The organism is Stenotrophomonas sp. FW305-3-2-15-E-LB1 (assembly GCF_058787375.1).
The window spans coordinates 1-23,995 of the sequence record NZ_JBYSZR010000029.1; the positions used below are offsets into that span (position 1 = coordinate 1).

Below are 23,995 nucleotides of genomic sequence, written 5' to 3' on the forward strand. Positions count from 1 at the left end.
GGTTGAGGGGGCGTGAGCCGCATGGATGCGGCGACCGAGCCTACATGGACGTATTTACGGCGTCCCCCTCAACCGGACCCACCCCGCCATCCCACGGAATGCAGGCCTTTGACGTTGACGTTGACGTTGACGTTGATTCTGCAGGTGCAGGGCTGCAAGCCCTGCCGAACACCCCTCCCCCTTACCTCCGGGGAGTGAGCTGCTCGAGCAGTTCCCAGGATTTGAGGCCCTTGGCCCCCAGGTGATGGGACAGCACCCGCCGCATCGGCAGCCGCAGGCTGGCCAGGTCTGCCGCATCCGGCTCGTCGTCCGCCGCCAGCGCCAACAGCGCCGCGCCCGTCGCCGCCGCCTGGCGTTCACCGCCACGCTCGCTCAGCAACCGTTGCGGCCCCTCCTGCGGATCCAGCGCGTAACGTGCCGCCGGGTCCACCGGCTGGCCGTCACTGGCCGTATCCAGTTCGAACCCCAGCCCCAGCGCCGCCAGCAGCTCACGCTCGAAACGGCGCAGCGTCCACGCCAGCCCCGCCCCCACCGCCAGGCGCGCACGCGCCTCGCCGTAGGCGAGGTACAGCTCCGGCAGCGGGTCCTGGCGGGGCGCCAGGCGCAGGGTCAGTTCACTCAGGTAGAAACCGGCCAGCATTGCCTGGCCGACCAGGCGCGGGGCTGCGTCCAGCGCCTCGGCGCCGCGCAGCTGGGCCAGTTCACCACGCTGCAGGGCGCTGAAACGTATCCACTGCAGCGGCTGCAGGGCCGCACGCAGCACCTGGCCCTTGGCCGTGGACACCCCGCGCGCCAGCACGCCGATGCGGCCGTGCTGCGCGCTCAGTACCTCCACCAGCAGGCTGGTCTCACGGTAGGCCCGTGCGTGCAGCACGAACCCGGTGTCGTCCTCGATCAGCATCGAAGCGACCGCCGCGGCTTATTCGTAGCCGAAGGCCTTCAGTGCGGCCTCGTCATCGGACCAGCCTTCACGCACGCGCACCCAGGTTTCCAGGAACACCTTGGCCCCGAACAGACGTTCCATCTGCAGGCGGGACTTGGCGCCGATCTCCTTCAGGCGGGCGCCGCCCTTGCCGATCACGATGGCCTTCTGGCCTTCGCGCTCGACCCAGATGACCGCGCCGATGCGCAGCAGGTTGCCGTCTTCGGTGAAGCGCTCGATCTCCACCGTGGTGGCGTACGGCAGCTCTTCGCCAAGCTGGCGCATCAGCTGTTCACGCACCAGCTCGCCGGCCAGGAAGCGCTGGCTGCGGTCGGTGATCTCGTCTTCGCCGAACATCGGCGGCGCTTCCGGCAGCAGGGCCAGCACGTCGCGGACCAGGGCTTCCAGGCCGTTGCGCTTCTGCGCGGAAATCGGGTGCACGGCCGAGAAATCGCGGCCTTCGGTCACCTGCTGCAGGAACGGCAGCAGCGCGCCCTTGTCCTTCATGCGGTCGATCTTGTTGACCACCAGCACCACCGGGATGCCGGCATCGCGCAGCACGTTGAAGGCCAGGCTGTCTTCTTCGTCCCAGCGACCGGCTTCGATCACCAGCAGGCCGGCGTCGACGCCTTCCAGCGAGCCGCGCGCGGCACGGTTCATCACCCGGTTCATCGCCCGCTTCTGCACCTTGTGCAGGCCGGGGGTGTCGACCAGCACCAGCTGGCCTTCCGGGTAGGTGGCGATGCCCAGCAGGCGATGGCGCGTGGTCTGCGGGCGGTTGGAGACGATGCTGACCTTGGCGCCGACCAGCGCGTTGGTCAGGGTCGACTTGCCCACGTTCGGGCGGCCGATGACGGCCACGCTGCCGCAATGATGGGGAGTTTGTTCGCTCACTTGGAATCCAGTTGTTCTAGGACGGCAGCAGCCGCTTGTTGTTCGGCAAGCCGGCGCGAGGGGCCTTCGCCCTCGGTGCTGGCGGCAGGGTCCGCGACGTTGCAGCGTACCCGGAAGTGCTTGGCGTGGTCGTCACCGGATTCTGACACCAGTTCGTACTGCGGCAACGCCTTCTGTCGGGCCTGCAGCCATTCCTGCAGGCGGGTCTTGGGGTCTTTCTCGGGCCGGCCGGTGGCCGGCAGGGCCTCCATCGAGGCGGCAAACCAGGGCAGCACGACGGCCCGGCAGGCCTCGAAGCCGACATCCAGGTAGATCGCGGCCACGACCGCCTCCAGGGCGTCGGCCAGGATCGAGTCGCGGCGGTGGCCGCCGGACTTCAGTTCGCCGGGCCCCAGGGTCAGGCGTTCGCCCAGCTCGAGGGTGCGGGCGATCACCGCCAGGGCGCCTTCACGCACCAGCTCGGCGCGGGCGCGGGTCATGGCCCCCTCGTCGGCCTTGGGCCAGCGCTGGTACAGCGCCTCGGCGACCATCATGTTGACGATGCTGTCGCCGAGGAATTCCAGGCGCTCGTTATGCGGCGCACCGGCACTGCGATGGGTCAGCGCCTGCTTGAGCAGGGCTGGATCGCTGAAAACGTGACCGATCAGGTCACCACGTTGGATGAATTTACTGGGCACCGCTACGAACGAGGTCCTGGGATGATTCGAATTTGCCAACCACATCGAGGTTGCCCACCAGCGGCTGGCGCACTTCGTAGTTGACGTTGAGGGTCCAGCCGTTGTCACGACGGTTGAACTTGACGTTGGCCGGCTTCACGTTTTCCGAGTAGTTGATGTACAGGCGCCTGAAGAACAGATCCTGGATCTGCGCCGGGGCCATGGAGCCCACTTCCGGTTCCTTGGCCAGGCTCTTCATCGCCGAGCGCACGGCGTAGTACTCCTGGTACATCGGGAACAGCTTCATGCCGATGTAGAGGAAGAAACCCACCACGATCAGGACCACCAGGAAGGAGGTCAGGGTCATGCCGCGCTGCGTGTTCATCGTCTTCATTGCGTTCTCCCCAGATACGCGTGGATGTGAAGTCAGTTGATGCCCGAGCCGATGCGCGACGGCTGGAAGCCATCCTTGCAGAACCAGCCCTGGCAGTTGAGCCAGATCAGGAACGCGCGGCCGCGCAGGTTTTCTTCCGGCAGCAGGCCCCAGAAACGGCCGTCATCGCTGTTGTCGCGATTGTCGCCCATCACCAGGTACTTGCCCGCCGGCACGGTCCACTGTCCCTGGCCGCGAGGATAATCGGTCTCCAGCACGGTGTGGGTGCGGCCCGGCAGGTGCTCGACCAGCAGGTTGGCGCCCTCGCCCTGGCCCTTGTCGCCGGCGTAGATGCCCTTGTTGTCGTACTTCAGCGGCTCGCCATTGAGGATGACGCCGTCGCCTTCGAAGACCACGGTGTCACCCGGCACGCCGATGACGCGCTTGATGAAGTTCTCGCCCTTGGCCGGATCGTTGTCGCCGTGGCCGGGGAAGTGGAACACCACCACGTCACCCCGCGACGGCTCGCCCAGCGGGACGAACTTGGTGTTGGAGATCGGCAGGCGCAGGCCGTAGGAGAACTTGTTGACCAGGATGAAATCGCCGATCAGCAGGTTCGGCATCATCGAGCTGGACGGGATCTTGTACGGCTCGGCGATGAAGCTGCGCACGATCAGCACGACTACCAGCACCGGGAAGAACGCCCGCGAGTAGTCCACCAGCACCGGCTCGGTATCGAGCAGGCCCGCACGCTGCGCCCGGCGCTTGGCCAGGTACAGCTTGTCGGCCAGCAGGATCAGGCCCGAGGCCAGGGTCAGTACGACCAGGAGGATCTCAAACAGTTTCATTCAGGGTCCTTTGCAACGTCACCGGACGAACGGCCCCGAAGGGCCGCTGCGGGCTTACTTGTTGTCCATCTGCAGCACGGCCAGGAAGGCTTCCTGCGGGATTTCCACGCGGCCGACCTGCTTCATGCGCTTCTTGCCTTCCTTCTGCTTTTCCAGAAGCTTCTTCTTGCGCGAAACGTCGCCACCATAGCACTTGGCCAGCACGTTCTTGCGCATGGCCTTGACCGTGGTGCGGGCGATGATCTGCGAGCCGACGGCGGCCTGGATGGCCACGTCGAACTGCTGGCGCGGGATCAGGTCCTTCATCTTCTCGCACAGCTCGCGGCCGCGGCGGTCGGCATGGCTGCGGTGCACGATCAGCGACAGCGCATCGACCTTGTCACCATTGATCAGCACGTCCACGCGCACGAACGGGCCGGCGTCGAAGCGCACGAAGTGGTAGTCCAGCGAGGCGTAGCCACGGCTGACCGACTTCAGCTTGTCGAAGAAGTCCAGCACCACTTCGGCCATCGGCAGCTCGTAGCTGATCTGCACCTGGCTGCCCAGGTAGTTGATGCCGAGCTGGCTGCCGCGCTTTTCTTCGCACAGCTTGATGATGTTGCCGATGTACTCCTCGGGGGTGAGCACGTTGGCGCGGATGATCGGCTCGCGGATCTCTTCGACATGGTTGACCGGCGGCAGCTTGGCCGGGTTGTCCATGTTGACGATGGTGCCGTCGGTCTTCAGGACTTCATAGATCACCGTCGGCGCGGTGCTGATCAGGTCCAGGTTGTATTCGCGCTCCAGGCGCTCCTGCACGATTTCCATGTGCAGCATGCCGAGGAAGCCGCAGCGGAAGCCGAAGCCCATCGCTTCGGAGCTTTCCGGCTCGAAGCGCAGCGCGGCGTCGTTCAGGCGCAGCTTGTCCAGTGCCTCGCGCAGGTCCGGGTAGTCCTCGGCGTCGACCGGGAACAGGCCGGCGAACACGCGCGGCTGCATCTCCTGGAAGCCCGGCAACGGCTTGGCAGCCGGATCGGCGGCCAGGGTCAGCGTATCGCCGACCGGCGCACCGTGGACGTCCTTGATGCTGGCGGTGACCCAGCCCACTTCACCGGCACGCAGCGCCGGCAGCACTTTGCGCTTGGGCGTGAACACGCCGACGTTGTCGACCTGGTGGGTGCGGCCGGTGGACATCACCTGCAGCTTGTCGCCGGCCTTGATCTGGCCCTGCATGACACGCACCAGCGACACCACGCCGAGATAGTTGTCGAACCAGGAGTCGATGATCAGCGCCTGCAGCTTGTCGGTATCGCGCGGCACCGGGGCCGGGATGCGATGGACGATGGCTTCCAGCACGTCCTGCACGTTCAGGCCGGTCTTGGCGCTGACCGGCACGGCGTCGGCGGCGTCGATGCCGATGACGGCCTCGATCTCGGCCTTGGCGCGCTCGATGTCGGCGGTGGGCAGGTCGATCTTGTTGATCACCGGCACCACTTCCAGGCCCTGCTCGACGGCGGTGTAGCAGTTGGCCACCGACTGCGCTTCCACGCCCTGGGCGGCATCGACCACCAGCAGCGCGCCTTCGCAGGCGGCCAGCGAGCGGCTGACTTCATAGGAGAAGTCGACGTGGCCGGGGGTGTCGATGAAGTTCAGGTGGTAGGTCTGGCCGTCCTTCGCTACATACGGCAGCGAGACCGACTGGGCCTTGATGGTGATGCCACGCTCGCGCTCGATCGGGTTCGAATCGAGCACCTGCGCTTCCATCTCGCGGGCCTGCAGGCCGCCGCAAAGCTGGATGATGCGGTCGGCAAGCGTGGACTTGCCGTGGTCGACGTGGGCAATGATGGAGAAGTTGCGGATGTTCCGCATCGAATCAGAAGACATAGGTGGCGGCGGCGCGCGGCGTCGTCAGGGTAACGGTCGATTATCGCATGCCCGGGCCTCTGCCGCGAAAGCAGCCTGATCGGACCGGGCCCGGAATGGCCAAAGCCCCGCCGGGGCGGGGCTTCGGGGGAGTACCAGGGCCGCCCGGGGGCGGCCGTGAAGGCCTTACTGGCCGGCCTTGACCGCCACGAAGGCGCTGTTGCCGCTGCTGGCACGGACCAGCAGCAGGACCACGTCGCCCTTCTTGTAGCCGGACAGCGCGCGGTTGAGCGCATCGACACTGCCGACCGGAGTGTTGCCGACGCGCAGGACGACCATGCCCGGGGCCAGGCCGGCGTCACGGGCGCCTTCGCCCTTGACCCCGGTGATGCGCACGCCCTCGCCCGATTCCAGGCCCAGCTGCTTGCGCTGCACCGCGTTGAGCTCGGTCACGTCCAGGCCCAGCAGGGCATTGGCACCGGACTGCGGCGCGGCATCGGCATTGGCCGCCGACGGGCCGCGGGCGCTGTCCTGGCCGTCATCGGTCAGGGCGGTCAGGGTGGCACTGAGCTCACGCGGCTTGCCATCGCGGTACACGACCAGGGTGACTTTGCTGCCCGGGGCCATCGCGCCGATCAGCGGCGGCAGGTCGGACCAGGTGTTGACCGTGCCGCCGTTGACCGAGCGGATGACATCGCCCAGCTGCACGCCCGCCTTGGCCGCGGCACTGCCGGGCACGATCTGGTTGACCAGCGCGCCACGGCTGTCCGGCAGGCCCAGGCCCTGCGCCTTCAGCGAATCGATCGGTTCGACCACCGCGCCCAGCTGGCCACGGGTGACCTTGCCGCTCTTCTTGATCTGCTCGACCGCGCTCATCGCCAGGTCGATCGGGATCGCGAAGCTGATGCCCATGTAGCCGCCGGAGGCGGAGAAGATCTGCGAGTTGATGCCGACCACTTCGCCGCGGGTGTTCAGCAGCGGGCCGCCGGAGTTGCCCTGGTTGATCGCCACGTCGGTCTGGATGAAGGGCACATAGCGCTGGTCAGGGCCGCCGGTGCTGCGGCCGACGGCACTGACCACGCCAGCGGTGACCGAATGGTCGAGGCCGAACGGCGAGCCGATCGCGACAACCCACTGACCGGGCTTGAGGGTGTTCGAATCGCCCACGCGCACGGTCGGCAGGTTTTTGCCGTCGATCTTCAGCAGGGCCACGTCGTACTGCTGGTCGCTGCCGACCACCTTGGCGGTGAACTCGCGGCTGTCGCCCAGCTTCACCTTCACTTCGCTGGCGTCGGCCACCACGTGGTAGTTGGTCAGCACGTAGCCGTCGGGCGAGATGATGAAGCCCGAGCCCATGCCACGCCCCTTGATGCTGGGGCCGCCATCCTGGCCACCCGGCCCCTGCCCCGGCATCGGGAAATCAGGGCCGAAGAAGCGGCGGAAGAACTCAGGCATGTCGTCGTCGCCCATCGGGCCGCGCGAGGCCTGGCGGTTGTTGCGGACGATGGTGACATCGACGTTGACCACGCCGGGGCCGACCTGTTCGACCAGGTTGGTGAAATCAGGCAGGCCGCTGACCAGCGGCTGCGCCGGGGCACGCGGTGCGGCGGCGGCAGCCGGCGCCGCCTGCGGTGCGGCCGGTGCGGCGGGCTGGGCACAGGCCACCAGCGGCAGGGTCAGGGCGAGCAGGCCCATGGCCTGCGTGCGGAGTCGGTGAGTCATCGGACGGCAACCTCCGGATCGGATGGAGAGGGGGAAGGAGGGCCCCGCCAGTGGCGGGGCATGGGCCCGCACGTGTCAGTCGCGCGGGCGCTGCGGCGCCGGCAGTTCTTCCTGCAGGCGCGGTTCGAACGGGTAGAACGCGGCGCCGCCGGACGAGGTCGGGAAGCTGGCGTTGAGCGCACCGCCGGCGGCCGGGGCCAGGCTGGACTTCGGCCAGGGCCGGGCCTGCAGGCTGCCGACATCACCGAAGGGCAGGTGGCGGGTGCTGCTGGCCGGCACGCTGGGGCTCAGCGCCGGCTGCGCGGTGGCCACTGCGCGCTGCGGCGCGTCATCGCGCTGGGCCACGCGTGCGGCCTGCTGGCTGCGGGTCGCGCTGGCGCGGCGGGCGTCCTGGCGGCGGCTGGCCGCCATCGCTACGGCCGGTGCGGCGGCCACGGCCATCGCGGCGCTGTCGACCGAGGCCTCGGTCACGGCGGACGGGCCCGGCGCAGGCGCCAGTTCGGCCTGGCTGGCCACCACCTGCGGCGGCAGGGGCTCGCCAGGGCCGGCATCCTTCAGCTTCTCGCCGCCCATGAACAGGGCCACGGCGGCCACCGAGGCGGCCAATGCGGCACCACCGCCCCAGGCACGCCAACCGGTGCGGCGCACCTGGCGCCGCGGCTCGGCCTGCGGTGCCGGTTCGGCGGCGATGGCGGCGGCCACGGCCGCGCTGAAACCGGCCGGGGCCAGCAGCGACGCCTGGCCACGCATCACGTCGCCGAGCAGCTGCCAGCGTTCCTGGCTGCCGGACAGCTCGGGATCGTGTTCCATGCGGCGCAGCAGGAAGCGCGCCTCATCGGCACCGAGCTCGCCATCGACCAGGGCCGACAGCTGTTCGCGGTGGCGCTGGTCCAGGCGCTGGCCGGCGGGGGATTGGTGGTTCTGCGATTCGTTCAGGGGACTGTGGGTCATACGCGGCTCTTCTCACGGGTGGCGCTGCCGATGTCCAGCAGCGGCCGGAGTTCGGTGTCGATCGCCTCGCGCGCCCGGAAGATCCGGGACCGCACGGTGCCGATCGGGCACCCCATCTTCTGCGCGATTTCCTCGTAACTCAGGCCTTCCACCTCGCGCAGGGTGATCGCCGACCGGAGTTCTTCCGGCAGCGCGTTGACGGCCTTCATCACCGTCTGTTCCAGCTCCTGGCGCATCAACTCGCGTTCGGGCGTGTCGGTGTCGCGCAGGCGTGTTCCGGTATCGAACTGCTCGGCGTCGCCGATGTCGATGTCATCGGTCGGCGGGCGTCGATTGTGTGAAGCCAGGTAGTTTTTGGCGGTGTTCACGGCGATCCGATGCAACCAGGTGGAGAACTGGGCATCGCCACGGAAACTTCCGATCGCGCGGTAGGCGCGGATGAAAGTGTCCTGGGCGACGTCCTGACATTCGCTCCAGTCGGCGATGTAGCGACCGACCAGACCGACGACCCGGTGCTGGTACTTGCGTACCAGGACATCGAAGGCCGCGCTCTCGCCGCGCTGCACGCGCCGGACCAGTTCCAGATCCAGCTCCTGTGGTGTTTCAACATCGGCCATGAGGGGCCGCACTCCTGTCAGCCCAACCGACGTCGGGCAATGAGACTGCCAATCCCGGGAAAAGTTCAGTCGCCGATCACCTGGCGCCGCACCAGCTTTTAACCACCGTTCCGCTAGCGTCCCGGTCCGGGGCCATGGATCCGGGGTCGCCACCCCCAGCTATAGGGATTTGACGCGGGGGAAACAACCTCTGGATCATAGCCGCTTCTCCATACACAACCGGATGGAACGTCCATGCTCTCAGGCTTCGATGGTCTCCGCTTCAGCCACTGGCACCCCGAGATCCGCGATGACGGCGTGGTCGTGCTGTCACTGGATCGTCAGGACAGCAGTGTCAACGCAATGTCGCAGGACGTGCTGCTGGAGCTGGGCGACCTGCTCGAGCGCATCGCCCTGGACCCGCCCAAGGGCGTGGTCATCCAGTCGCTGAAGAAGGCCGGCTTCATCGCCGGGGCGGACCTGAAGGAGTTCCAGGAGTTCGACCGGCGCGGCACCGTGAACGATGCCATCCGCCGTGGCCAGTCCACTTACCAGAAGCTGGCCGAGCTGCCCTGCCCCACCGTGGCGGCCATCCACGGCCACTGCCTGGGCGGCGGCACCGAGCTGGCGCTGGCCTGCCGCTACCGCGTGGCCTCCAATGACAGCAGCACCCGCATCGGCCTGCCGGAGACCCAGCTGGGCATCTTCCCGGGTTGGGGCGGCAGCGCGCGCCTGCCGCAGCTGGTGGGCGCCCCGGCGGCGATGGACATGATGCTGACCGGCCGCACCCTGTCGGCCTCGGCCGCCCGTGGCATCGGCCTGGTGGACAAGGTGGTGGCGCCGGCAGTGGTACTCGATACCGCCGTGGCCCTGGCCCTGTCCGGTACCACCCGCCCGTTCAAGCAGCGCGCCACCGCTTGGGCGACCAACACCTGGCTGGCACGCAAGCTGCTGGCCCCGCAGATGGTCAAGCAGGTCGCCCGCAAGGCCAAGAAGGACCAGTACCCGGCGCCGTACGCGCTGATCAGCACCTGGCAGCGCACCGCCGGCAAGCCGGTGCAGGCGCGCCTGGACGCCGAGCGCCGCGCGGTGGTGAAGCTGGCCAGCACGCCGACCGCGCGCAACCTGATCCGCATCTTCTTCCTGACCGAACGCCTGAAGGGGCTGGGCAGCGGTAATGCCGGCATCCGCCACGTGCACGTGGTCGGCGCCGGCGTGATGGGCGGCGACATCGCCGCCTGGGCCGCCTACAAGGGCTTCGAGGTGACCCTGCAGGACCGCGAGCAGCGTTTCATCGACCCGGCCATGGAACGCGCGCAGGCGCTGTTCGCCAAGAAGGTGCGCGATGAGAGCAAGCGCCCGGCGGTGGCCGCGCGCCTGCGTGCCGACCTGGAAGGCAATGGCGTGGCCGAGGCCGATCTGGTGATCGAAGCGATCATCGAGAACCCGGAGGCCAAGCGTGCGCTGTACCAGACGCTGGAACCGAAGATGAAGCTGGACGCGCTGCTGACCACCAATACCTCCTCGATTCCGCTGGTGGAACTGCGCGACCACATCCAGCGCCCGGCGCAGTTTGCCGGCCTGCACTACTTCAACCCGGTGGCGCAGATGCCGCTGGTGGAAATCATCCACCACGACGGCATGGCGCCGGAGACCGAGCGCCGCCTGGCCGCGTTCTGCAAGGCGCTGGGCAAGTTCCCGGTGCCGGTGGCCGGCAGCCCGGGCTTCCTGGTCAACCGCGTGCTGTTCCCGTACATGCTGGAAGCCGCCACGGCGTACGCCGAGGGCATTCCGGGCCCGGTGATCGACAAGGCCGCGGTGAAGTTCGGCATGCCGATGGGCCCGATCGAGCTGATCGACACGGTGGGCCTGGACGTGGCCGCCGGCGTGGGCAAGGAGCTGGCGCCGTTCCTGGGCCTGCAGGTGCCCGAGGCACTGGCGACGGTGGACCCGGCCAAGCGCGGCAAGAAGGATGGCCAGGGCATCTACACCTGGGAGAACGGCCGGGCGAAGAAGCCGGACGTGGCGCGTGACTACCAGGCCCCTGCGGACCTGGAAGACCGCCTGATCCTGCCGCTGCTGAACGAAGCGGTGGCCTGCCTGCACGAAGGCGTGGTGGCCGATGCGGACCTGCTGGATGCGGGCGTGATCTTCGGTACGGGGTTTGCCCCGTTCCGCGGTGGTCCGATCCAGCACATCCGCGCGGTGGGCGCCGATGCGATCGTCGAGCGGCTGAAGGCGCTGCAGCAGCGCCACGGCGACCGTTTCGCCCCGCGCCCGGGCTGGGACAACCCCGTCCTGCGCGAACCGGTGGTGTGAGTGCGTCGGCCGGGCCTGCGGCCCGGCACCCGCGGTAGTGCCGGCCGCTGGCCGGCAGCCCTGAAAGCCAGAGCCGGAGCAACAGCCGGCTCTGGCTTTTCTGTTTGTTGGGCGGGGCGGTGTGGGCTTGGTGGTGGGTGCCGACCGTTGGTCGGCACATCTGTCAGATATCGAATGAACTCATCCACGCATGGCGTGGATGCGAGCGCAGCGACCGGCGTTTGATTTTGATTTTCTTTTTTCTTTTCCGTGGCTGACGCGCCCGGAAACTGTCGGGGGCCGGGCGGGTGGGTTGCGCAGGACCGTTGGCGCCATGGATGGCGCCATCGAGCCCCCATGGATGGGTTTACGGCCTGTCCTGCGCAGCCCACCCGCCCGGCCAGCCACAGCGCCAGTCGACTAACAGTCGACTCTACCGACCGACCAGCCACGAGGGGCTGCGCCGTTGGCTGGAACAACCTGTTACCCGCATGGGGCATGTGCCCATAACCACCGCATGCCATGCTGGCACCCTTGATCCCTGCCAGCGAGAACGCCCGCATGACCACCATCATCGCCCCGCGCGTCCACGACATCGGCGGCCTGGAAGTGCGCCGCGCGGTGCCCACCCTGCAGGCCCGCAGCATCGGCTCGTTCGTGTTCGTCGACCAGATGGGCCCGGCCATCATGCACCCCGGCACCGCCATCGACGTGCGCCCGCACCCGCATATCGGCCTGGCCACCGTCACCTACCTGTGGTCCGGCGCCATCGGCCACCGCGATACGCTGGGTTCGGACCAGGTCATCCGCCCCGGCGACGTGAACTGGATGACCGCCGGCCGCGGCATCGCCCATTCCGAGCGCACCCCGCCGCCGGATCGCAGCCACGACAACCCGATCCACGGCATGCAGACCTGGGTCGCGCTGCCGAAGTCGCACGAGGAAATCGAACCGGCGTTCTACCACCATGCCGCCGCCACCCTGCCCGAGCAGCGCCGCAACGGCGCGTGGCTGCGCGTCATCGCCGGCCGTGCCTACGGTGAGGAATCACCGGTGAAGGTCTTCGCCGATACGCTCAACGTGGCCATCGACCTCGACCCGGATGCGGAGATCGACATCGACAACGGCCATCGCGAACGCGCGCTGTACATCCTCGAAGGCCAGGCGCAGCTGGATGGCGTGGATATTCCGGCCCAGCACCTGGTCATCCCCGAGGCCGGCGCCGTTGGCCGCCTGCGCGCGAAGACACCGGTGAAGGCCATGCTGTTCGGTGGCGAACCGCTCGATGGCCCGCGCCACCTGTGGTGGAACTTCGTGTCCAGCTCCAAGGAGCGCATCGAACAGGCCAAGCACGATTGGGAAGCCGGGCGCTTCGGCACCATCCCCGGCGACGACAAGGAATTCATTCCGCTGCCGCAGTACTGAGGCAGAGAGCAGTCGAGCAGGCTCGACGCTACGGCAAGGCCTCGGCACGCCCCGCCGGGGCTCCACGCCGCGTATACGCGGCCATCACCTGCTGCGCACTCCAATGCGACCGCACGCATCCGCGCGCCTCATTGGAGAGCACGTCATGGGCATGGGCAAACGCTTGGCCGCCGAGTTCCTCGGCACGTTCTGGCTGGTCCTGGGTGGCTGTGGCAGCGCGGTGCTGGCCGCGAAATTCGGCGGCGACGGCAATCCGCTGGGCATCGGCTTCCTCGGCGTGGCACTGGCTTTCGGCCTGACGGTGGTGACCGGCGCGTACGCGTTCGGCCACGTGTCCGGCGCGCACTTCAATCCGGCGGTCAGCTTCGGGCTCTGGGCCGGCGGCCGCTTCCCGGCCCGCGACCTGCTGCCCTACGTCATCGCCCAGTGCGCCGGCGGCCTGCTGGCCGGCTTCATCCTCCTGCAGATCGCCTCCGGTGCGCCCGGCTTCGGCATTGACAGCAGCCAGGCCGGGGCATTCGCCAGCAATGGCTACGGCGCACTGTCGCCGGGTGGCTACAGCGTGGCCGCCGCCTTCCTGTGCGAGGTGGTGCTCACCGCCGTGTTCCTGGTGGTCATCATGGGGGCCACGCACGGCAAGGCACCGGCCGGCTTCGCGCCGCTGGCCATCGGCCTGGCCCTCACCCTGATCCACCTGATCAGCATCCCGGTCACCAATACGTCGGTGAACCCGGCCCGCTCCACGGCCGTGGCTTTCTTTGCCGGCAGCGGCGCGACCGGCCAGCTGTGGCTGTTCTGGGTGGCCCCGCTGCTGGGCGGCATGATCGGCGGGATGATCTACAAGTGGGTCGGCAGCGACCACTGAGCCCTACCCTGGCCATCACGGCCGACGCTCGGCCGTGATGGTTACGGTTGTAACCGCAATTTGTGCGATCGCTCACGTTCCGTTAAGGTCGGAGTGACCGCCCGTACACATGCGGACGGCACGGCATCCGGGGATGGGATGCCACCGCCACCGGCGCGCCGGTGGAGCCTTACAACACGCCACCTTGGGGGATGCATGAAGTTCGTGCCTGTTGTCTTGTCGAGCCTGCTGTTCGTCGCGGCCCATGCCGCCGCACAGGCTCCGGTCGAGTGTCCGTCGCTGCCCGCCAGCAGTGGCCTGCAATGGCAGCAGCAGGCACAGCCCGATTTCGTGGTGTGCCGTGCGGCCACCGCCGAAGGCCGCGAAGTGCTGAGCCTGATGCTCAGCCAGCGCGACCCGGGCATTCCACTCAGCCGCTCGCTGCGCCAGGAAAAAGGCAGCTTCGGCGGTGAATCGATGTACTGGTACCAGCCCGACCTGGGCGGCCAGCAACCGCCCGGCTACGCCGAGCGGCGCATCAGCGTGGTCAAGCTGGACAAGGGACGCTATGCGCAGATCGCGCTGTACCCGGACAGCAGCCAGGAACTGGGCAGCCTGCAGCAGCTGGCGCAGGGCATGAGCCTGACCCCGTCGGCCGTGGCCGACGGTCGCTGAGCGGTTGCGGGGATGACTGCCTGGCAGCATCCCCGCACTTCAACTTTGATCGGTAGCGCCGGGCCATGCCCGGCGAACCGGCGCTTGCGCGCGAAGCTGGGAAAGCCGCCGGGCATGGCCCGGCGCTACCCCTCAGAAGCGGCCTTCCTGGAAATCCACGAAGGCCTGCATCAGCTCCTGCCGGGTGTTCATCACGAACGGGCCGTGGCGCATGACCGGCTCGCGCAGCGGGCGACCCGCCACCAGGATCAGCCGTGCGCCTTCGCTTCCGGCCGACAGGTGCAGCTGTTCGCCGCCGCCCAGCACCGCCAGTTCCTGGCGCGCCACGTCACGCGCGGCGTCCTGCTCGCCCACCGTCACCCCGCCCTCGAAAACATAAGCGAAGGCGTTGTGCCCTTCCGGCAGCGTGTAGGTCCAGGCGCGGTCGGCCTCGAGGCTGATGTCCAGGTACACCGGGTCGGTGGCCGGCTGGGCGATCGGGCCGGCCGTGCCATCGACGGTACCGGCGATCACCTTCACCTCCACGCCCGCCGCCGGCTGCACCACCGGAATGCGCTCGGGCGCGAATTCCTGGTACTTGGGGTCGGTCATCTTGTCGCGCGCCGGCAGGTTCACCCACAGCTGGAAACCGCGCATCTGCCCGCTTTCCTGCTCCGGCATTTCCGAATGGACCAGGCCGCGGCCAGCGGTCATCCACTGCACGCTGCCCGGGGTCAGCAGGCCTTCGTTGCCGTGGTTGTCGCGGTGGCGCATGCGCCCGTCGAGCATGTAGGTGACGGTCTCGAAGCCACGGTGCGGGTGTTCCGGGAAGCCGGCGATGTAGTCCTCGGCGCGATCAGTGCCGAATTCATCCAGCAGCAGGAACGGATCCAGGTCGGGCAGCGACGGGCCACCGATGACGCGGGTCAGGCGCACGCCGGCACCGTCGGAGGTGGGCATGCCACGGATGGTGCGCTGCACGCGCACCGGCTCGGGAAGGCTCATGGCGACTCCTGTTGGATGGATGCCGATGAAGATGGACGCCGCACGCCGCAACGCCAATGGGCGGCACCGCAACCGATTGTTCCACCACTGGTGTTCGCCGGGCGTCATGTCCGCCGCGCGGCGGCGCCTGCGTTGTGTTCGACCAAAGTACTACCGCAGAAAAGTCCCGCACACATTGACCGTGCACAGGTCACGCGGGACTCTTTGAACATCTTTCCGGGAGAGAGCACCTCATGAAAGGGTTTTCCAAAATAGGCTGGGCGGCCCTCGCCCTGCTTGGCGCATTCTGTCTGGGCACAGTGGCCCTGCGCCGCGGTGAACACATCAACGCCTTGTGGATCGTGGTCGCCGCGGTATCGCTGTATCTGGTGGCCTACCGCTTCTACAGCCTGTTCATCGCCGACAAGGTGATGCAGCTCGATCCGACCCGGGCCACCCCGGCGGTGATCAACAACGATGGCCTGGACTACGTCCCGACCAACAAGCACGTGCTGTTCGGCCACCACTTCGCCGCCATCGCCGGCGCCGGCCCACTGGTCGGCCCGGTGCTGGCCGCGCAGATGGGCTACCTGCCCGGCCTGCTGTGGCTGGTGGTGGGCGTGGTGCTGGCCGGCGCGGTGCAGGACTTCGTGGTCCTGTTCCTGTCCAGCCGCCGCAACGGCCGTTCGCTGGGCGACCTGGTGCGTGAGGAAATGGGCCAGGTGCCCGGCACCATTGCGCTGTTCGGCGCCTTCCTGATCATGATCATCATCCTGGCGGTGCTGGCGATGGTGGTGGTCAAGGCACTGGCCGAAAGCCCCTGGGGCATGTTCACGGTGATCGCGACAATGCCCATCGCGATCCTGATGGGCGTGTACATGCGCTACATCCGCCCCGGCAAGATCGGCGAGATCTCGGTGGTCGGCCTGATCCTGCTGCTGGCCGCGATCTGGTTCGGCGGCAAGGTGGCGGCGGACCCGACCTGGGGCCCGGCCTTCACCTTCACCGGCACCCAGATCACCTGGATGCTGATCGGCTATGGTTTCGTCGCCTCGGTGCTGCCGGTGTGGCTGCTGCTGGCACCGCGCGACTACCTGTCCACCTTCCTGAAGATCGGCACGATCATCGCCCTGGCAATCGGCATCCTGGTGGTCATGCCGGAACTGAAGATGCCGGCCCTGACCCAGTTCGCCGCCAGCGGCGACGGCCCGGTGTGGAAGGGCGGCATGTTCCCGTTCCTGTTCATCACCATTGCCTGCGGCGCGGTGTCCGGCTTCCACGCACTGATCTCCTCCGGCACCACGCCCAAGCTGCTCGCCAATGAAGCGCACATGCGCTACATCGGCTACGGCGGCATGCTGATGGAATCGTTCGTGGCAGTGATGGCGCTGGTGGCGGCCTCGATCATCGATCCGGGCATCTACTTCGCAATGAACAGCCCAGCGGCCGTGATCGGTGCCGATGCGGCCTCGGCGGCGCACTTCATCACCAACACCTGGGGCTTCACCATCAGCCCGGAACAGCTGACCGCGACGGCGGCGGCCATTGGTGAACCGACGATCCTGCATCGCGCCGGTGGCGCCCCCACGCTGGCGGTTGGCATCGCGCAGATCCTGCATGAGGCGATCCCCAGCAGCAGCGACGCGATGATGGCGTTCTGGTACCACTTCGCGATCCTGTTCGAAGCACTGTTCATCCTGACCGCAGTCGATGCCGGTACCCGTGCCGGTCGCTTCATGCTGCAGGACCTGCTGGGCAACTTCATCCCGGCGCTGAAGAAGACCGAATCGTGGACGGCCAACATCATCGGCACCGCCGGCTGTGTCGCGCTGTGGGGCTACCTGCTCTACACCGGCGTGGTCGATCCGTTCGGCGGCATCCAGACGCTGTGGCCGCTGTTCGGTATCTCCAACCAGATGCTGGCCGGTATCGCGCTGATGCTGGGCACGGTGGTGCTGTTCAAGATGAAGCGTGACCGCTATGCGTGGGTGACCGCGCTGCCGGCGGTGTGGCTGCTGATCTGCACCACCTACGCGGGCTTCATCAAGATCTTCGACAGCAACCCGGCACAGGGCTTCCTGGCGCAGGCGCACAAGTACCAGGCGGCCATCGCCAGCGATACCATCACCGCGCCGGCCAAGTCGGTGGCGCAGATGCAGCAGATCGTGGTCAACGCCTACGTCAACACGGGCCTGACCTCGCTGTTCCTGCTGGTGGTGGGTGCGGTGCTGGTGTATTCGATCAAGACCATCCTGGCGGCGCGCCGCAATCCGCAGCGCAGTGACCGCGAGACCCCGTACGTGGCACTGAAGCCGCACGAAATGGTGGATCTGTAATGAGCACGCAACTCGTTCCCGTCGGCCAGTACCAGGCGCACCGCCGCATCTGGCGGCGCCTGGTGCAGACCGCACGGCTGTGCTGTGGGATTCCTGATTACGACAACTACGTCCGGCACATGCTGGAGAAGCATCCGGACCAGGAGCCGATGGACTACAAGACGTTCTTCCGTGAGCGGCAGGAAGCGCGGTATGGCGGTCGCAACGGCGGTCGCTGCTGTTGAAGTTGTGTGTGGGTGCCGGGCTTGCCGCCCGGCGCCCGCAGAAGCCGGAGCAACTGCAACTGCAACTGCAACTGCCAAAGCGTCGGCTCTGGGTTTCTGTTTGGTTGGCGGGGCGGTGTGGGCTTGCAGGACACGCCGTAAACCCTTCCATGGGGGCTCGATGGCGCCATCCATGGCGCCAACGGTCCTGCAAGCCCACACCGCCCCACCTCTGACAGACTGCCGGTGACGGCGAGACACATGCGGGGTCAGATCCGTTTCCCGAAGGAAACGGATCTGACCCCATTTTGTTTATCGATATCTGACACATGTGCCGACCAACGGTCGGCACCCACCAACAGCAGCAGGTTCCAACAGCTCGCAGGAAACTGTCGAAGGCGGGGTGGGTCCGGTTGCGGGGGCGTGAGCGCCATGGATGGCGCGACCGAGCCTCCATGGACGGATTCACGGCGCCCCCCGTAACCGGACCCACCCCGCCAACCCACGGATGCCCAGCTTTTGCCGTTGCCGTTGCCGTTGCATTGAGCAGGTGCAGGGCTGCAAGCCCTGCAAACAAACCCCACCCCTCAGGCAACGCCGTTGTCGACGTGCGCGGCAAACCCCGGCTGCTGCCGCAAGCGCTCGAACCACGCCTCGACATTCGCCAGCACCGGCTTGCCGCCCGGCGTGCTGCGCCAGCGCTGCGTCGACAGGCCGAGCACGACGTCCGCCAGGGTGAAATCCGCGCCGGCCACGTGCGCATGGCCGGCCAGCTGCGCGTCGAGCATCGTCATCAGGCGGTTCCACTGCGCCAGGCTCGCCTCCGCCCGCGCATCGTCCGGGTAATCGGCATGCCCGCGCACGCGCGCCATGAACACGTGGCGCCACGCCGTGTTCAGATCAGTCGCCTGCCAGTCCATCCACTGCTCCACCCGCGCCCGTGCCTGCGGCGCCACCGGCAACAGGTCGTGGCGCCCGGCGCGCGCGGCCAGGTAGCGGCAGATGCTGTTGGATTCCCACAGCACGAAGTCGCCCTCGCGCAGCACCGGCACCTGTGCGTTCGGGTTCAGGCCGCGCAGCAGCTCGGCATCGGGTGCCGCATGGTGCCGCACCGCCAGGTCCAGCCCGGCGCACAGCCACAGCACCTTGCGCACGTTGATCGAGGTCGGCTTTCCGTACAGTTCGAGCATGGCCAGACGCAGCGTTTGAGACGGGGCCAGCCTACACTGGCGGCATGCAAACCGAATTCCTGCTCCTCGGCGCCCTCCTCCTGGCCGTCCTCGTCCTGCAGCTGGTCGCCCTGCTGCGCCGCCCGCCCCATGACCGCCTGGAACAGGCCGTGCGCGAGGAGGCGCGGGCCGGCCGCAGCGAACTGCGCGAACAGCTCGATGGCTTTGCCCGCGCACTGACCGATCTGTCCACCCGCACCGACCAGCGCCTGGACCTGCTGCGCGAAGCCCTCGGCGAAGATGCGCGCAAGGCGCGCGCTGAAGCGGCCGAAAGCCAGCAGCGCAGCGGTGCGTTGATGGGCCAGCGCCTGCAGGAACTGCGCGCACAGCTGGAAGTGTTCGGCCAGCAGCAGGAAGCACGCATCCATGCCTTCGGCCAGCAGCTGCAGGAACTGACCACCCGCACCGACACCCAGCTGGGCGCGCTGCGCCAGACCCTGGTGGACGATGCGCGCAAGGGCCGCGAGGAAGGCGCGCAGTCGCAGCAGCGCCTGACCGAAAGCCTCGGCCTGCGCCTGCAGGAACTGACCCAGCGCAACGAACAACGCATCGCCGAGATGCGCACGACCCTGGAAGAACAGCTGCGCGCGCTGCAGAGCGACAACGCGCAGAAGCTGGAACAGATGCGCGTGACCGTGGACGAGAAGCTGCAGACCACGCTGGAAACGCGCCTGGGGCAGTCGTTCAAGCTGGTCTCCGAGCGCCTGGAACAGGTGCAGCGCGGGCTGGGCGAAATGCAGCAGCTGGCCACCGGCGTGGGCGACCTCAAGCGCGTGCTGACCAACGTCAAGACGCGCGGCAGCTGGGGTGAAGTGCAGCTGGAGAACATCCTCGAACAGACGCTCATCCAGGAGCAGTACGCGCGCGCGGTGAAGGTGCGCCCGGACAGCAACGAGATGGTCGACATCGCGGTGCGCCTGCCCGGCCGTGGCGACGACGCGCCGGTGTGGCTGCCGATCGATTCCAAGTTCCCGCGCGAGGATTACGAGCGCCTGCTGGACGCGCAGGACCAGGGCGATGCCGAGCTGGTGCGCGTCCAGGGCGCGCAGCTGGAACGCGCGGTGAAGGTGCAGGCCAAGTCGATCTCCGAGAAGTACATCGTGCCGCCGCACACCACCGATTTCGCGGTGATGTTCCTGCCCACCGAAGGCCTGTACGCCGAGGTCATCCGCCGTCCCGGCCTGGTCGACCTGCTGCAGCGCGACCACCGCGTGGTGGTGGCCGGCCCGACCACCATCACCGCGCTGCTCAACAGCCTGCAGATGGGCTTCCGCACGCTGGCCATCGAGAAGCGCTCCAGCGAAGTGTGGAGCCTGCTGGGTGCGGTGAAGAGCGAGTTCGGCAAGTTCGCCGGCATCCTGGAAAAGGCCGAGAAGCAGATCACCACGGTCGGCCGCAGCATCGGCGCGGCCAGCCGCAAGACGCGCACCATCGAACGCCGCCTGCGTGGCGTGGAGACGCTGGCCAACGAGCAGGTGCAGCAGCTGCTGGGCGACCTGGGCGAGGCGGAAGAAGAGGGTGGCGAGGACGAGGCCAGCGAGGGCGAAGGGACCTGAGTGCACTGACACACCACCTGCACCACGCAATGCGTATGCTGGCGGCCTCGATCACCGCCTGCAGGTCCGACCATGCGTCTACGCTTCCTTGCCAGCCTGGCCCTGGCCGCCCTGTTGTCGGCCTGCAGCAGCACGCCGCCCGCCGCTGATGCGGCGGCACAGCCGGCGGCGGCAGACACGCCGGAAGCCACCGAGGCCTACCAGGAAGCGCGCGATGTGGATTGCCGCGCCGCCGGTGGCACCCTGCAACCGCTGGGCCGCCTGCAACGCGTGCAGTGCGTGATTCCCTATGCCGATGCGGGCAAGGCCTGCAGCAGCAAGCGCGACTGCAGCGGCCAGTGCCTGGCCACGGGCGAAGCCGAGGCGGGCGTGGTGGCAACCGGCACCTGCCAGCGTGATGCCAGCCAGAACTTCGGCTGCCGCCAGCGCATCGAGGATGGCAAGGCGCAGGGCACGATCTGCGTGGATTGATCGCACGCGGCGCATCCGCGCAGCGCTATGCTGGTGGACCTTTCCCCGCCATAGCCGGAGCCCCCGCGTGAGCACCCCGATCCAGGATGTTTCCCTCACCACCATCGACGGCCAGCCGTCCACCCTGGGCGATTACCAGGGCAAGGTCCTGCTGGTGGTCAACGTCGCCTCCAAGTGCGGCCTGACCCCGCAGTACGAAGGCCTGCAGGCGCTGTACGCGGAAAAGCAGGCCCAGGGCCTGGAAGTGCTGGGTTTCCCGGCCAACAACTTCCTCGGCCAGGAGCCGGGCAGCGAAGCGGAGATCCAGCAGTTCTGCCAGCTGACCTACGACGTTACCTTCCCGATGTTCGCCAAGATCAGCGTGGCCGGCGAGGACACCCACCCGCTGTACCAGCAGCTGACCGCTGCGCAGCCGCAGGCCATCGGTGAAGGCCCGCTGCGCGAGCGCCTGGCCAGCAAGGAGATTCCGATCCACGCCGCACCGGCAGTGCTGTGGAACTTCGAGAAGTTCCTGGTCGGCCGCGATGGCAAGGTCGTCGCACGCTTCGCCCCGGACGTGGCCGCCGATGACGCGCGCCTGCGCGAGGCGATCGAGGCCGCGCTGGCCGCCTGACCCCGGGCCATGAGCAAAAAAAACCCCGCCAAGGCGGGGTTTTTCATGCATGGACCACGGTGATCAGTTGGTCCAGTTCGGCATCGGCATGGCATCCACCGGAATCGGTGAATTCTCATCGTCGCTGCCGCGCTCGCGCTTGCCGCGCAGGTCGTTCTCGATCTGGTAGTTGCGGCGCTGCAGCCAGGCATCGCGCACCAGCGCGTACTCATCCACCGCCGAACTGCGCAGGTCGTCCACCGCCATCAGCTGCGCGCGGGTGTCGACCAGCTGCAGGCCCTGCAGGGCGATGCGGATCTTGTCTTCCTCGATCGTGCGCATCGGCGACAGCGGCATGTCGCCCGCCAGGCCGAACACATCGCGCACGGTACGCGGGCCGAAGAACGGCAGTTCCACGTAGCGCGAACGGCGCCAGCCCCAGGCACCCAGGGTCTGCCCGAAGTCCTCGCGGCGGTTGGGCACCATCGCCTTGCTGGCCGGGTCGAACAGGCCACCGATGCCCACCGTGGAGTTCATCAGGAAGCGGCCGAGGGTATCCCAGGCATCATCCGGGCGGCCCTGCAGCAGCTGGTTGAGGATGGTGACCGGCGAGCGGATGTTGCTGAAGAAGTTGCTCACGCCGGTGCGTGCGAAGCGCGGCACGACGTGGGTGTAGGCAGTCGCCAGCGGGCGCGCGATCACGTTGTCCACGCCCACGTTGAAACGGTGCACGCGGCGGTTCAGCGGCTCCCACGGGTCATAGGCAGCCGTGGTGGCGGCCGTGCCGGCGTTGCCGTACAGCGCGTCGAAATCGTCATCGCCACCGGGGGCGGCGGCGGCGGCCGCCGTGGCGGCATCGGTTTCGGCGGTGTCGGCCGGCGGCGGGGTGGCCGTCGCCGTTGCGTCGTCCGCGGCAGCGGCCGGTGCCGCTTCAACCGTGCCGGTATCGGCAGCGGGTGCATCGGCGGCCGTGCTGGCCGGGACCACGGTGTCGGCCACCGGCGCATCGCTGCGCGCGGGCTTGCCGGCACAGGCGCTGAGCGCCAGGGCCAGGATCATCAGGGGAATGGCGCGTACGACGTTCATGTCAGCTCGCAGCAGAGGGTGCATTGAAATCCAGATCGGGCGACAGCCGGTAGGCCGCGCTCAGTTCGTTGAAACCAGCCGGGGTGCCGGAGATCGCCAGCGGGTGGCCCTGGGTGCGCGCACGCGCGGCCAGTTCGGCCAGCAGGGCCAGGCCGGCGCTGTCCACGCGCTCGACCTCGCCCAGCTCCAGTCGTGCCAGCTTTGCCGGCAAGGCCTGCAGCTGCGGCCACAAGGCGATCACCGCGGCACGGTCGAGCACCCCGCGCAGGCGCAGGGTGTCGCCTTCCAGCAGTGCCAGCGGCTTACTTGCCATTGCCGGCCGGCCCGGCCTGCATGCTGCCGCTGCGCAGTTCGCTGGCCACCTGCTTGATGCCCTTCTGGCGCAGCGGGGCGTCGAACTGGTTGCGGAAGGTCTGCACGTAGGAGATGCCTTCGATGTTGACGTCGAAGATCTTCCACTGGCCGTTGACGTTGCGCATCCAGTACTCGACCGGGGTCGGCTCGTTGCCGGCACGCACCAGCTCGGTGGCCACGCGCACGCCGCGGTTGCCCGGTAGCGGGCTCTCGCCCTTCAGGCGGAAGCTCGGCTTGCCCTGGATGTTCAGCAGGGTCGAGCCGTAGCGCTGCATCAGGCTGTCGGCCATCGCATCGGCGAACAGCTTGATGTCGGCGTCGGAGGCGCCGCGGGCGTGCGTGCCCAGCACCAGGCGCGCGGCATAGTCGCGGTCGAAGGTGCGGGTCAGTTCGCTGTCGATGTAGCTGCGCAGGCTGGCCGGGTTGCTGGTGAACTCAGCGCGGCGCTGCTGCAGGGTCGACATGATGCGGCTGCTGGCGTCGATCACCACCTTGCCGGCCTGGCCCTGCGGGGCGGCGGCAGCGGCGGGGGCGGACTGCGCCTGGGCCAGGAACGGGGTGGCCAGCAGCAGCGACGAGGCCAGCAGGGCCGGGATCAGTTTCATCTTCATGGTTGCGGTTCCGTTGCAGGCGACTGCTCGCCATCGTTGGGTTTCTGGCCAGCGCCACCGGCACTGCCACTGAACATGTACTTGCCGACCAGCTGCAGCAGGTCCACCGCCGGCTGGGTGAAGACGATCTCCTCACCGGGCTTGAGCACTTCCGGATCACCACCGGGCTGCAGACCGATATAGCTCTCGCCGAGCAAACCGCTGGTGAAGATGCCGGCGGAGGTGTCGGCCGGCAGGTCCTTGACCTTGCTGTCCATGCGCAGGGTCACGATCGATTCGAACTTCACCGGGTCCAGTTCGATCGAGGCGACCTGGCCGACGGTGACGCCGCCGATCTTCACCGGCGCCTGCTTGCGCAGCTGGCCGACCTGGGAGAAGCGTGCCTTCAGCTCATAGCCCTGGCCGCCCCAGCTCCAGCGCTGGTTGGTCGAGGCAACGGCCAGCACCATCAGCGATGCCAGGGCCAGCAGCAGGAATGCGCCGACGGAGAATTCGAGTCTGGGACCGCGTATGGCCATGTGGATTACCTGATCGAGTCGTGGTGGCCG

Annotated in this window: 24 protein-coding genes; 9 read left to right on the forward strand and 15 right to left on the reverse strand. The window is 67.9% G+C overall.

Annotated elements, in window-relative coordinates:
• Window positions 1–181: 181 nt before the first annotated feature.
• The 9 genes from recO to rpoE all read right to left on the reverse strand — a co-directional run bounded on the left by recO (window position 182) and on the right by rpoE (window position 8,825).
• On the reverse strand, window positions 182–901 hold the full coding sequence (gene recO / locus AC3WL7_RS17315; RefSeq protein WP_492751965.1) for a DNA repair protein RecO: 720 nt from the start codon (window positions 899–901) through the stop codon (window positions 182–184).
• Window positions 902–919: 18 nt separating this feature from the next.
• Window positions 920–1,816 carry a GTPase Era gene (era, locus tag AC3WL7_RS17320; protein ID WP_079222747.1) on the reverse strand — a complete coding sequence of 299 codons (897 nt, stop codon included), beginning with the start codon at window positions 1,814–1,816 and terminating at the stop codon, window positions 920–922.
• Window positions 1,813–2,493 carry a ribonuclease III gene (gene rnc / locus AC3WL7_RS17325; RefSeq protein WP_079222748.1) on the reverse strand — a complete coding sequence of 227 codons (681 nt, stop codon included), beginning with the start codon at window positions 2,491–2,493 and terminating at the stop codon, window positions 1,813–1,815. Before rnc ends, era begins: the two co-directional genes overlap by 4 nt.
• The gene (locus AC3WL7_RS17330) at window positions 2,483–2,866 is read right to left on the reverse strand and encodes a DUF4845 domain-containing protein (RefSeq protein WP_079222749.1); all 384 of its coding nucleotides are present in this window, start codon (window positions 2,864–2,866) and stop codon (window positions 2,483–2,485) included. Before AC3WL7_RS17330 ends, rnc begins: the two co-directional genes overlap by 11 nt.
• Window positions 2,867–2,898: 32 nt before the next feature.
• The gene (gene lepB / locus AC3WL7_RS17335) at window positions 2,899–3,693 is read right to left on the reverse strand and encodes a signal peptidase I (RefSeq protein ID WP_079222750.1); all 795 of its coding nucleotides are present in this window, start codon (window positions 3,691–3,693) and stop codon (window positions 2,899–2,901) included.
• A gap of 54 nt (window positions 3,694–3,747) precedes the next feature.
• Window positions 3,748–5,541 (reverse strand): translation elongation factor 4, encoded by a 1,794-nt coding sequence (gene lepA, locus AC3WL7_RS17340; protein WP_079225334.1) that lies wholly within the window; start codon window positions 5,539–5,541, stop codon window positions 3,748–3,750.
• Window positions 5,542–5,721: 180 nt separating this feature from the next.
• On the reverse strand, window positions 5,722–7,257 hold the full coding sequence (locus tag AC3WL7_RS17345) for a DegQ family serine endoprotease (protein ID WP_492751972.1): 1,536 nt from the start codon (window positions 7,255–7,257) through the stop codon (window positions 5,722–5,724).
• Between the two features lie 75 nt (window positions 7,258–7,332).
• Window positions 7,333–8,208 (reverse strand): sigma-E factor negative regulatory protein, encoded by an 876-nt coding sequence (locus AC3WL7_RS17350; RefSeq protein WP_492751974.1) that lies wholly within the window; start codon window positions 8,206–8,208, stop codon window positions 7,333–7,335.
• Window positions 8,205–8,825, reverse strand: a complete 621-nt coding sequence (rpoE, locus tag AC3WL7_RS17355) for an RNA polymerase sigma factor RpoE (RefSeq protein ID WP_079222753.1) — start codon at window positions 8,823–8,825, stop codon at window positions 8,205–8,207. Before rpoE ends, AC3WL7_RS17350 begins: the two co-directional genes overlap by 4 nt.
• Before the next feature lie 234 nt (window positions 8,826–9,059).
• Here rpoE and AC3WL7_RS17360 point away from each other — a divergent pair, with 234 nt between their 5' ends.
• The 4 genes from AC3WL7_RS17360 to AC3WL7_RS17375 all read left to right on the forward strand — a co-directional run bounded on the left by AC3WL7_RS17360 (window position 9,060) and on the right by AC3WL7_RS17375 (window position 14,046).
• Complete coding sequence (locus tag AC3WL7_RS17360) at window positions 9,060–11,123, forward strand: 3-hydroxyacyl-CoA dehydrogenase NAD-binding domain-containing protein (RefSeq protein WP_492751978.1); 2,064 nt, start codon at window positions 9,060–9,062, stop codon at window positions 11,121–11,123.
• A gap of 540 nt (window positions 11,124–11,663) precedes the next feature.
• Complete coding sequence (locus AC3WL7_RS17365; RefSeq protein WP_079225336.1) at window positions 11,664–12,527, forward strand: pirin family protein; 864 nt, start codon at window positions 11,664–11,666, stop codon at window positions 12,525–12,527.
• Between the two features lie 145 nt (window positions 12,528–12,672).
• On the forward strand, window positions 12,673–13,392 hold the full coding sequence (aqpZ, locus tag AC3WL7_RS17370; protein WP_492751981.1) for an aquaporin Z: 720 nt from the start codon (window positions 12,673–12,675) through the stop codon (window positions 13,390–13,392).
• Between the two features lie 195 nt (window positions 13,393–13,587).
• Window positions 13,588–14,046, forward strand: a complete 459-nt coding sequence (locus AC3WL7_RS17375; RefSeq protein ID WP_079222756.1) for a hypothetical protein — start codon at window positions 13,588–13,590, stop codon at window positions 14,044–14,046.
• Window positions 14,047–14,178: 132 nt separating this feature from the next.
• Here AC3WL7_RS17375 and AC3WL7_RS17380 read toward each other — a convergent pair whose 3' ends face one another.
• On the reverse strand, window positions 14,179–15,030 hold the full coding sequence (locus AC3WL7_RS17380; protein ID WP_492751984.1) for a pirin family protein: 852 nt from the start codon (window positions 15,028–15,030) through the stop codon (window positions 14,179–14,181).
• A gap of 233 nt (window positions 15,031–15,263) precedes the next feature.
• On the opposite strand from AC3WL7_RS17380, the gene AC3WL7_RS17385 reads away from it, so the two are divergent.
• Window positions 15,264–17,345, forward strand: coding sequence for a carbon starvation CstA family protein (locus AC3WL7_RS17385; RefSeq protein WP_108758047.1), 2,082 nt, complete (start codon window positions 15,264–15,266; stop codon window positions 17,343–17,345).
• The gene (locus tag AC3WL7_RS17390) at window positions 17,345–17,569 is read left to right on the forward strand and encodes a YbdD/YjiX family protein (protein ID WP_049467479.1); all 225 of its coding nucleotides are present in this window, start codon (window positions 17,345–17,347) and stop codon (window positions 17,567–17,569) included. The genes AC3WL7_RS17385 and AC3WL7_RS17390 overlap by 1 nt, the downstream gene beginning before the upstream one ends.
• Before the next feature lie 566 nt (window positions 17,570–18,135).
• Here the strand turns inward: AC3WL7_RS17390 and AC3WL7_RS17395 are convergent.
• On the reverse strand, window positions 18,136–18,738 hold the full coding sequence (locus AC3WL7_RS17395) for a glutathione S-transferase family protein (protein WP_492751989.1): 603 nt from the start codon (window positions 18,736–18,738) through the stop codon (window positions 18,136–18,138).
• A 44-nt stretch (window positions 18,739–18,782) separates the two neighbouring features.
• Between AC3WL7_RS17395 and AC3WL7_RS17400 the strand changes: the two genes are divergently transcribed.
• From AC3WL7_RS17400 to AC3WL7_RS17410, 3 genes are all read left to right on the forward strand, one after another.
• A complete protein-coding gene (locus tag AC3WL7_RS17400) occupies window positions 18,783–20,333 on the forward strand; it encodes a DNA recombination protein RmuC (RefSeq protein ID WP_492751991.1) in 1,551 nt (516 codons plus the stop codon).
• 72 nt (window positions 20,334–20,405) lie between these two features.
• The gene (locus tag AC3WL7_RS17405; protein ID WP_492751993.1) at window positions 20,406–20,804 is read left to right on the forward strand and encodes a hypothetical protein; all 399 of its coding nucleotides are present in this window, start codon (window positions 20,406–20,408) and stop codon (window positions 20,802–20,804) included.
• A gap of 67 nt (window positions 20,805–20,871) precedes the next feature.
• Window positions 20,872–21,417, forward strand: a complete 546-nt coding sequence (locus AC3WL7_RS17410) for a glutathione peroxidase (protein WP_492751995.1) — start codon at window positions 20,872–20,874, stop codon at window positions 21,415–21,417.
• A 63-nt stretch (window positions 21,418–21,480) separates the two neighbouring features.
• Here AC3WL7_RS17410 and AC3WL7_RS17415 read toward each other — a convergent pair whose 3' ends face one another.
• The 4 genes from AC3WL7_RS17415 to mlaD are packed head-to-tail and all read right to left on the reverse strand — an operon-like array spanning window position 21,481 to window position 23,965.
• Window positions 21,481–22,482 (reverse strand): MlaA family lipoprotein, encoded by a 1,002-nt coding sequence (locus tag AC3WL7_RS17415; RefSeq protein ID WP_200733946.1) that lies wholly within the window; start codon window positions 22,480–22,482, stop codon window positions 21,481–21,483.
• 1 nt (window position 22,483) lies between these two features.
• Window positions 22,484–22,795, reverse strand: a complete 312-nt coding sequence (locus tag AC3WL7_RS17420; RefSeq protein WP_079224414.1) for an STAS domain-containing protein — start codon at window positions 22,793–22,795, stop codon at window positions 22,484–22,486.
• The gene (locus tag AC3WL7_RS17425) at window positions 22,785–23,447 is read right to left on the reverse strand and encodes an MlaC/ttg2D family ABC transporter substrate-binding protein (RefSeq protein ID WP_108747720.1); all 663 of its coding nucleotides are present in this window, start codon (window positions 23,445–23,447) and stop codon (window positions 22,785–22,787) included. Before AC3WL7_RS17425 ends, AC3WL7_RS17420 begins: the two co-directional genes overlap by 11 nt.
• Entirely contained in the window at window positions 23,444–23,965 is a 522-nt protein-coding gene (gene mlaD, locus AC3WL7_RS17430; protein ID WP_079224410.1) for an outer membrane lipid asymmetry maintenance protein MlaD, read from the reverse strand. The genes AC3WL7_RS17425 and mlaD overlap by 4 nt, the downstream gene beginning before the upstream one ends.
• Window positions 23,966–23,995: the final 30 nt, after the last annotated feature.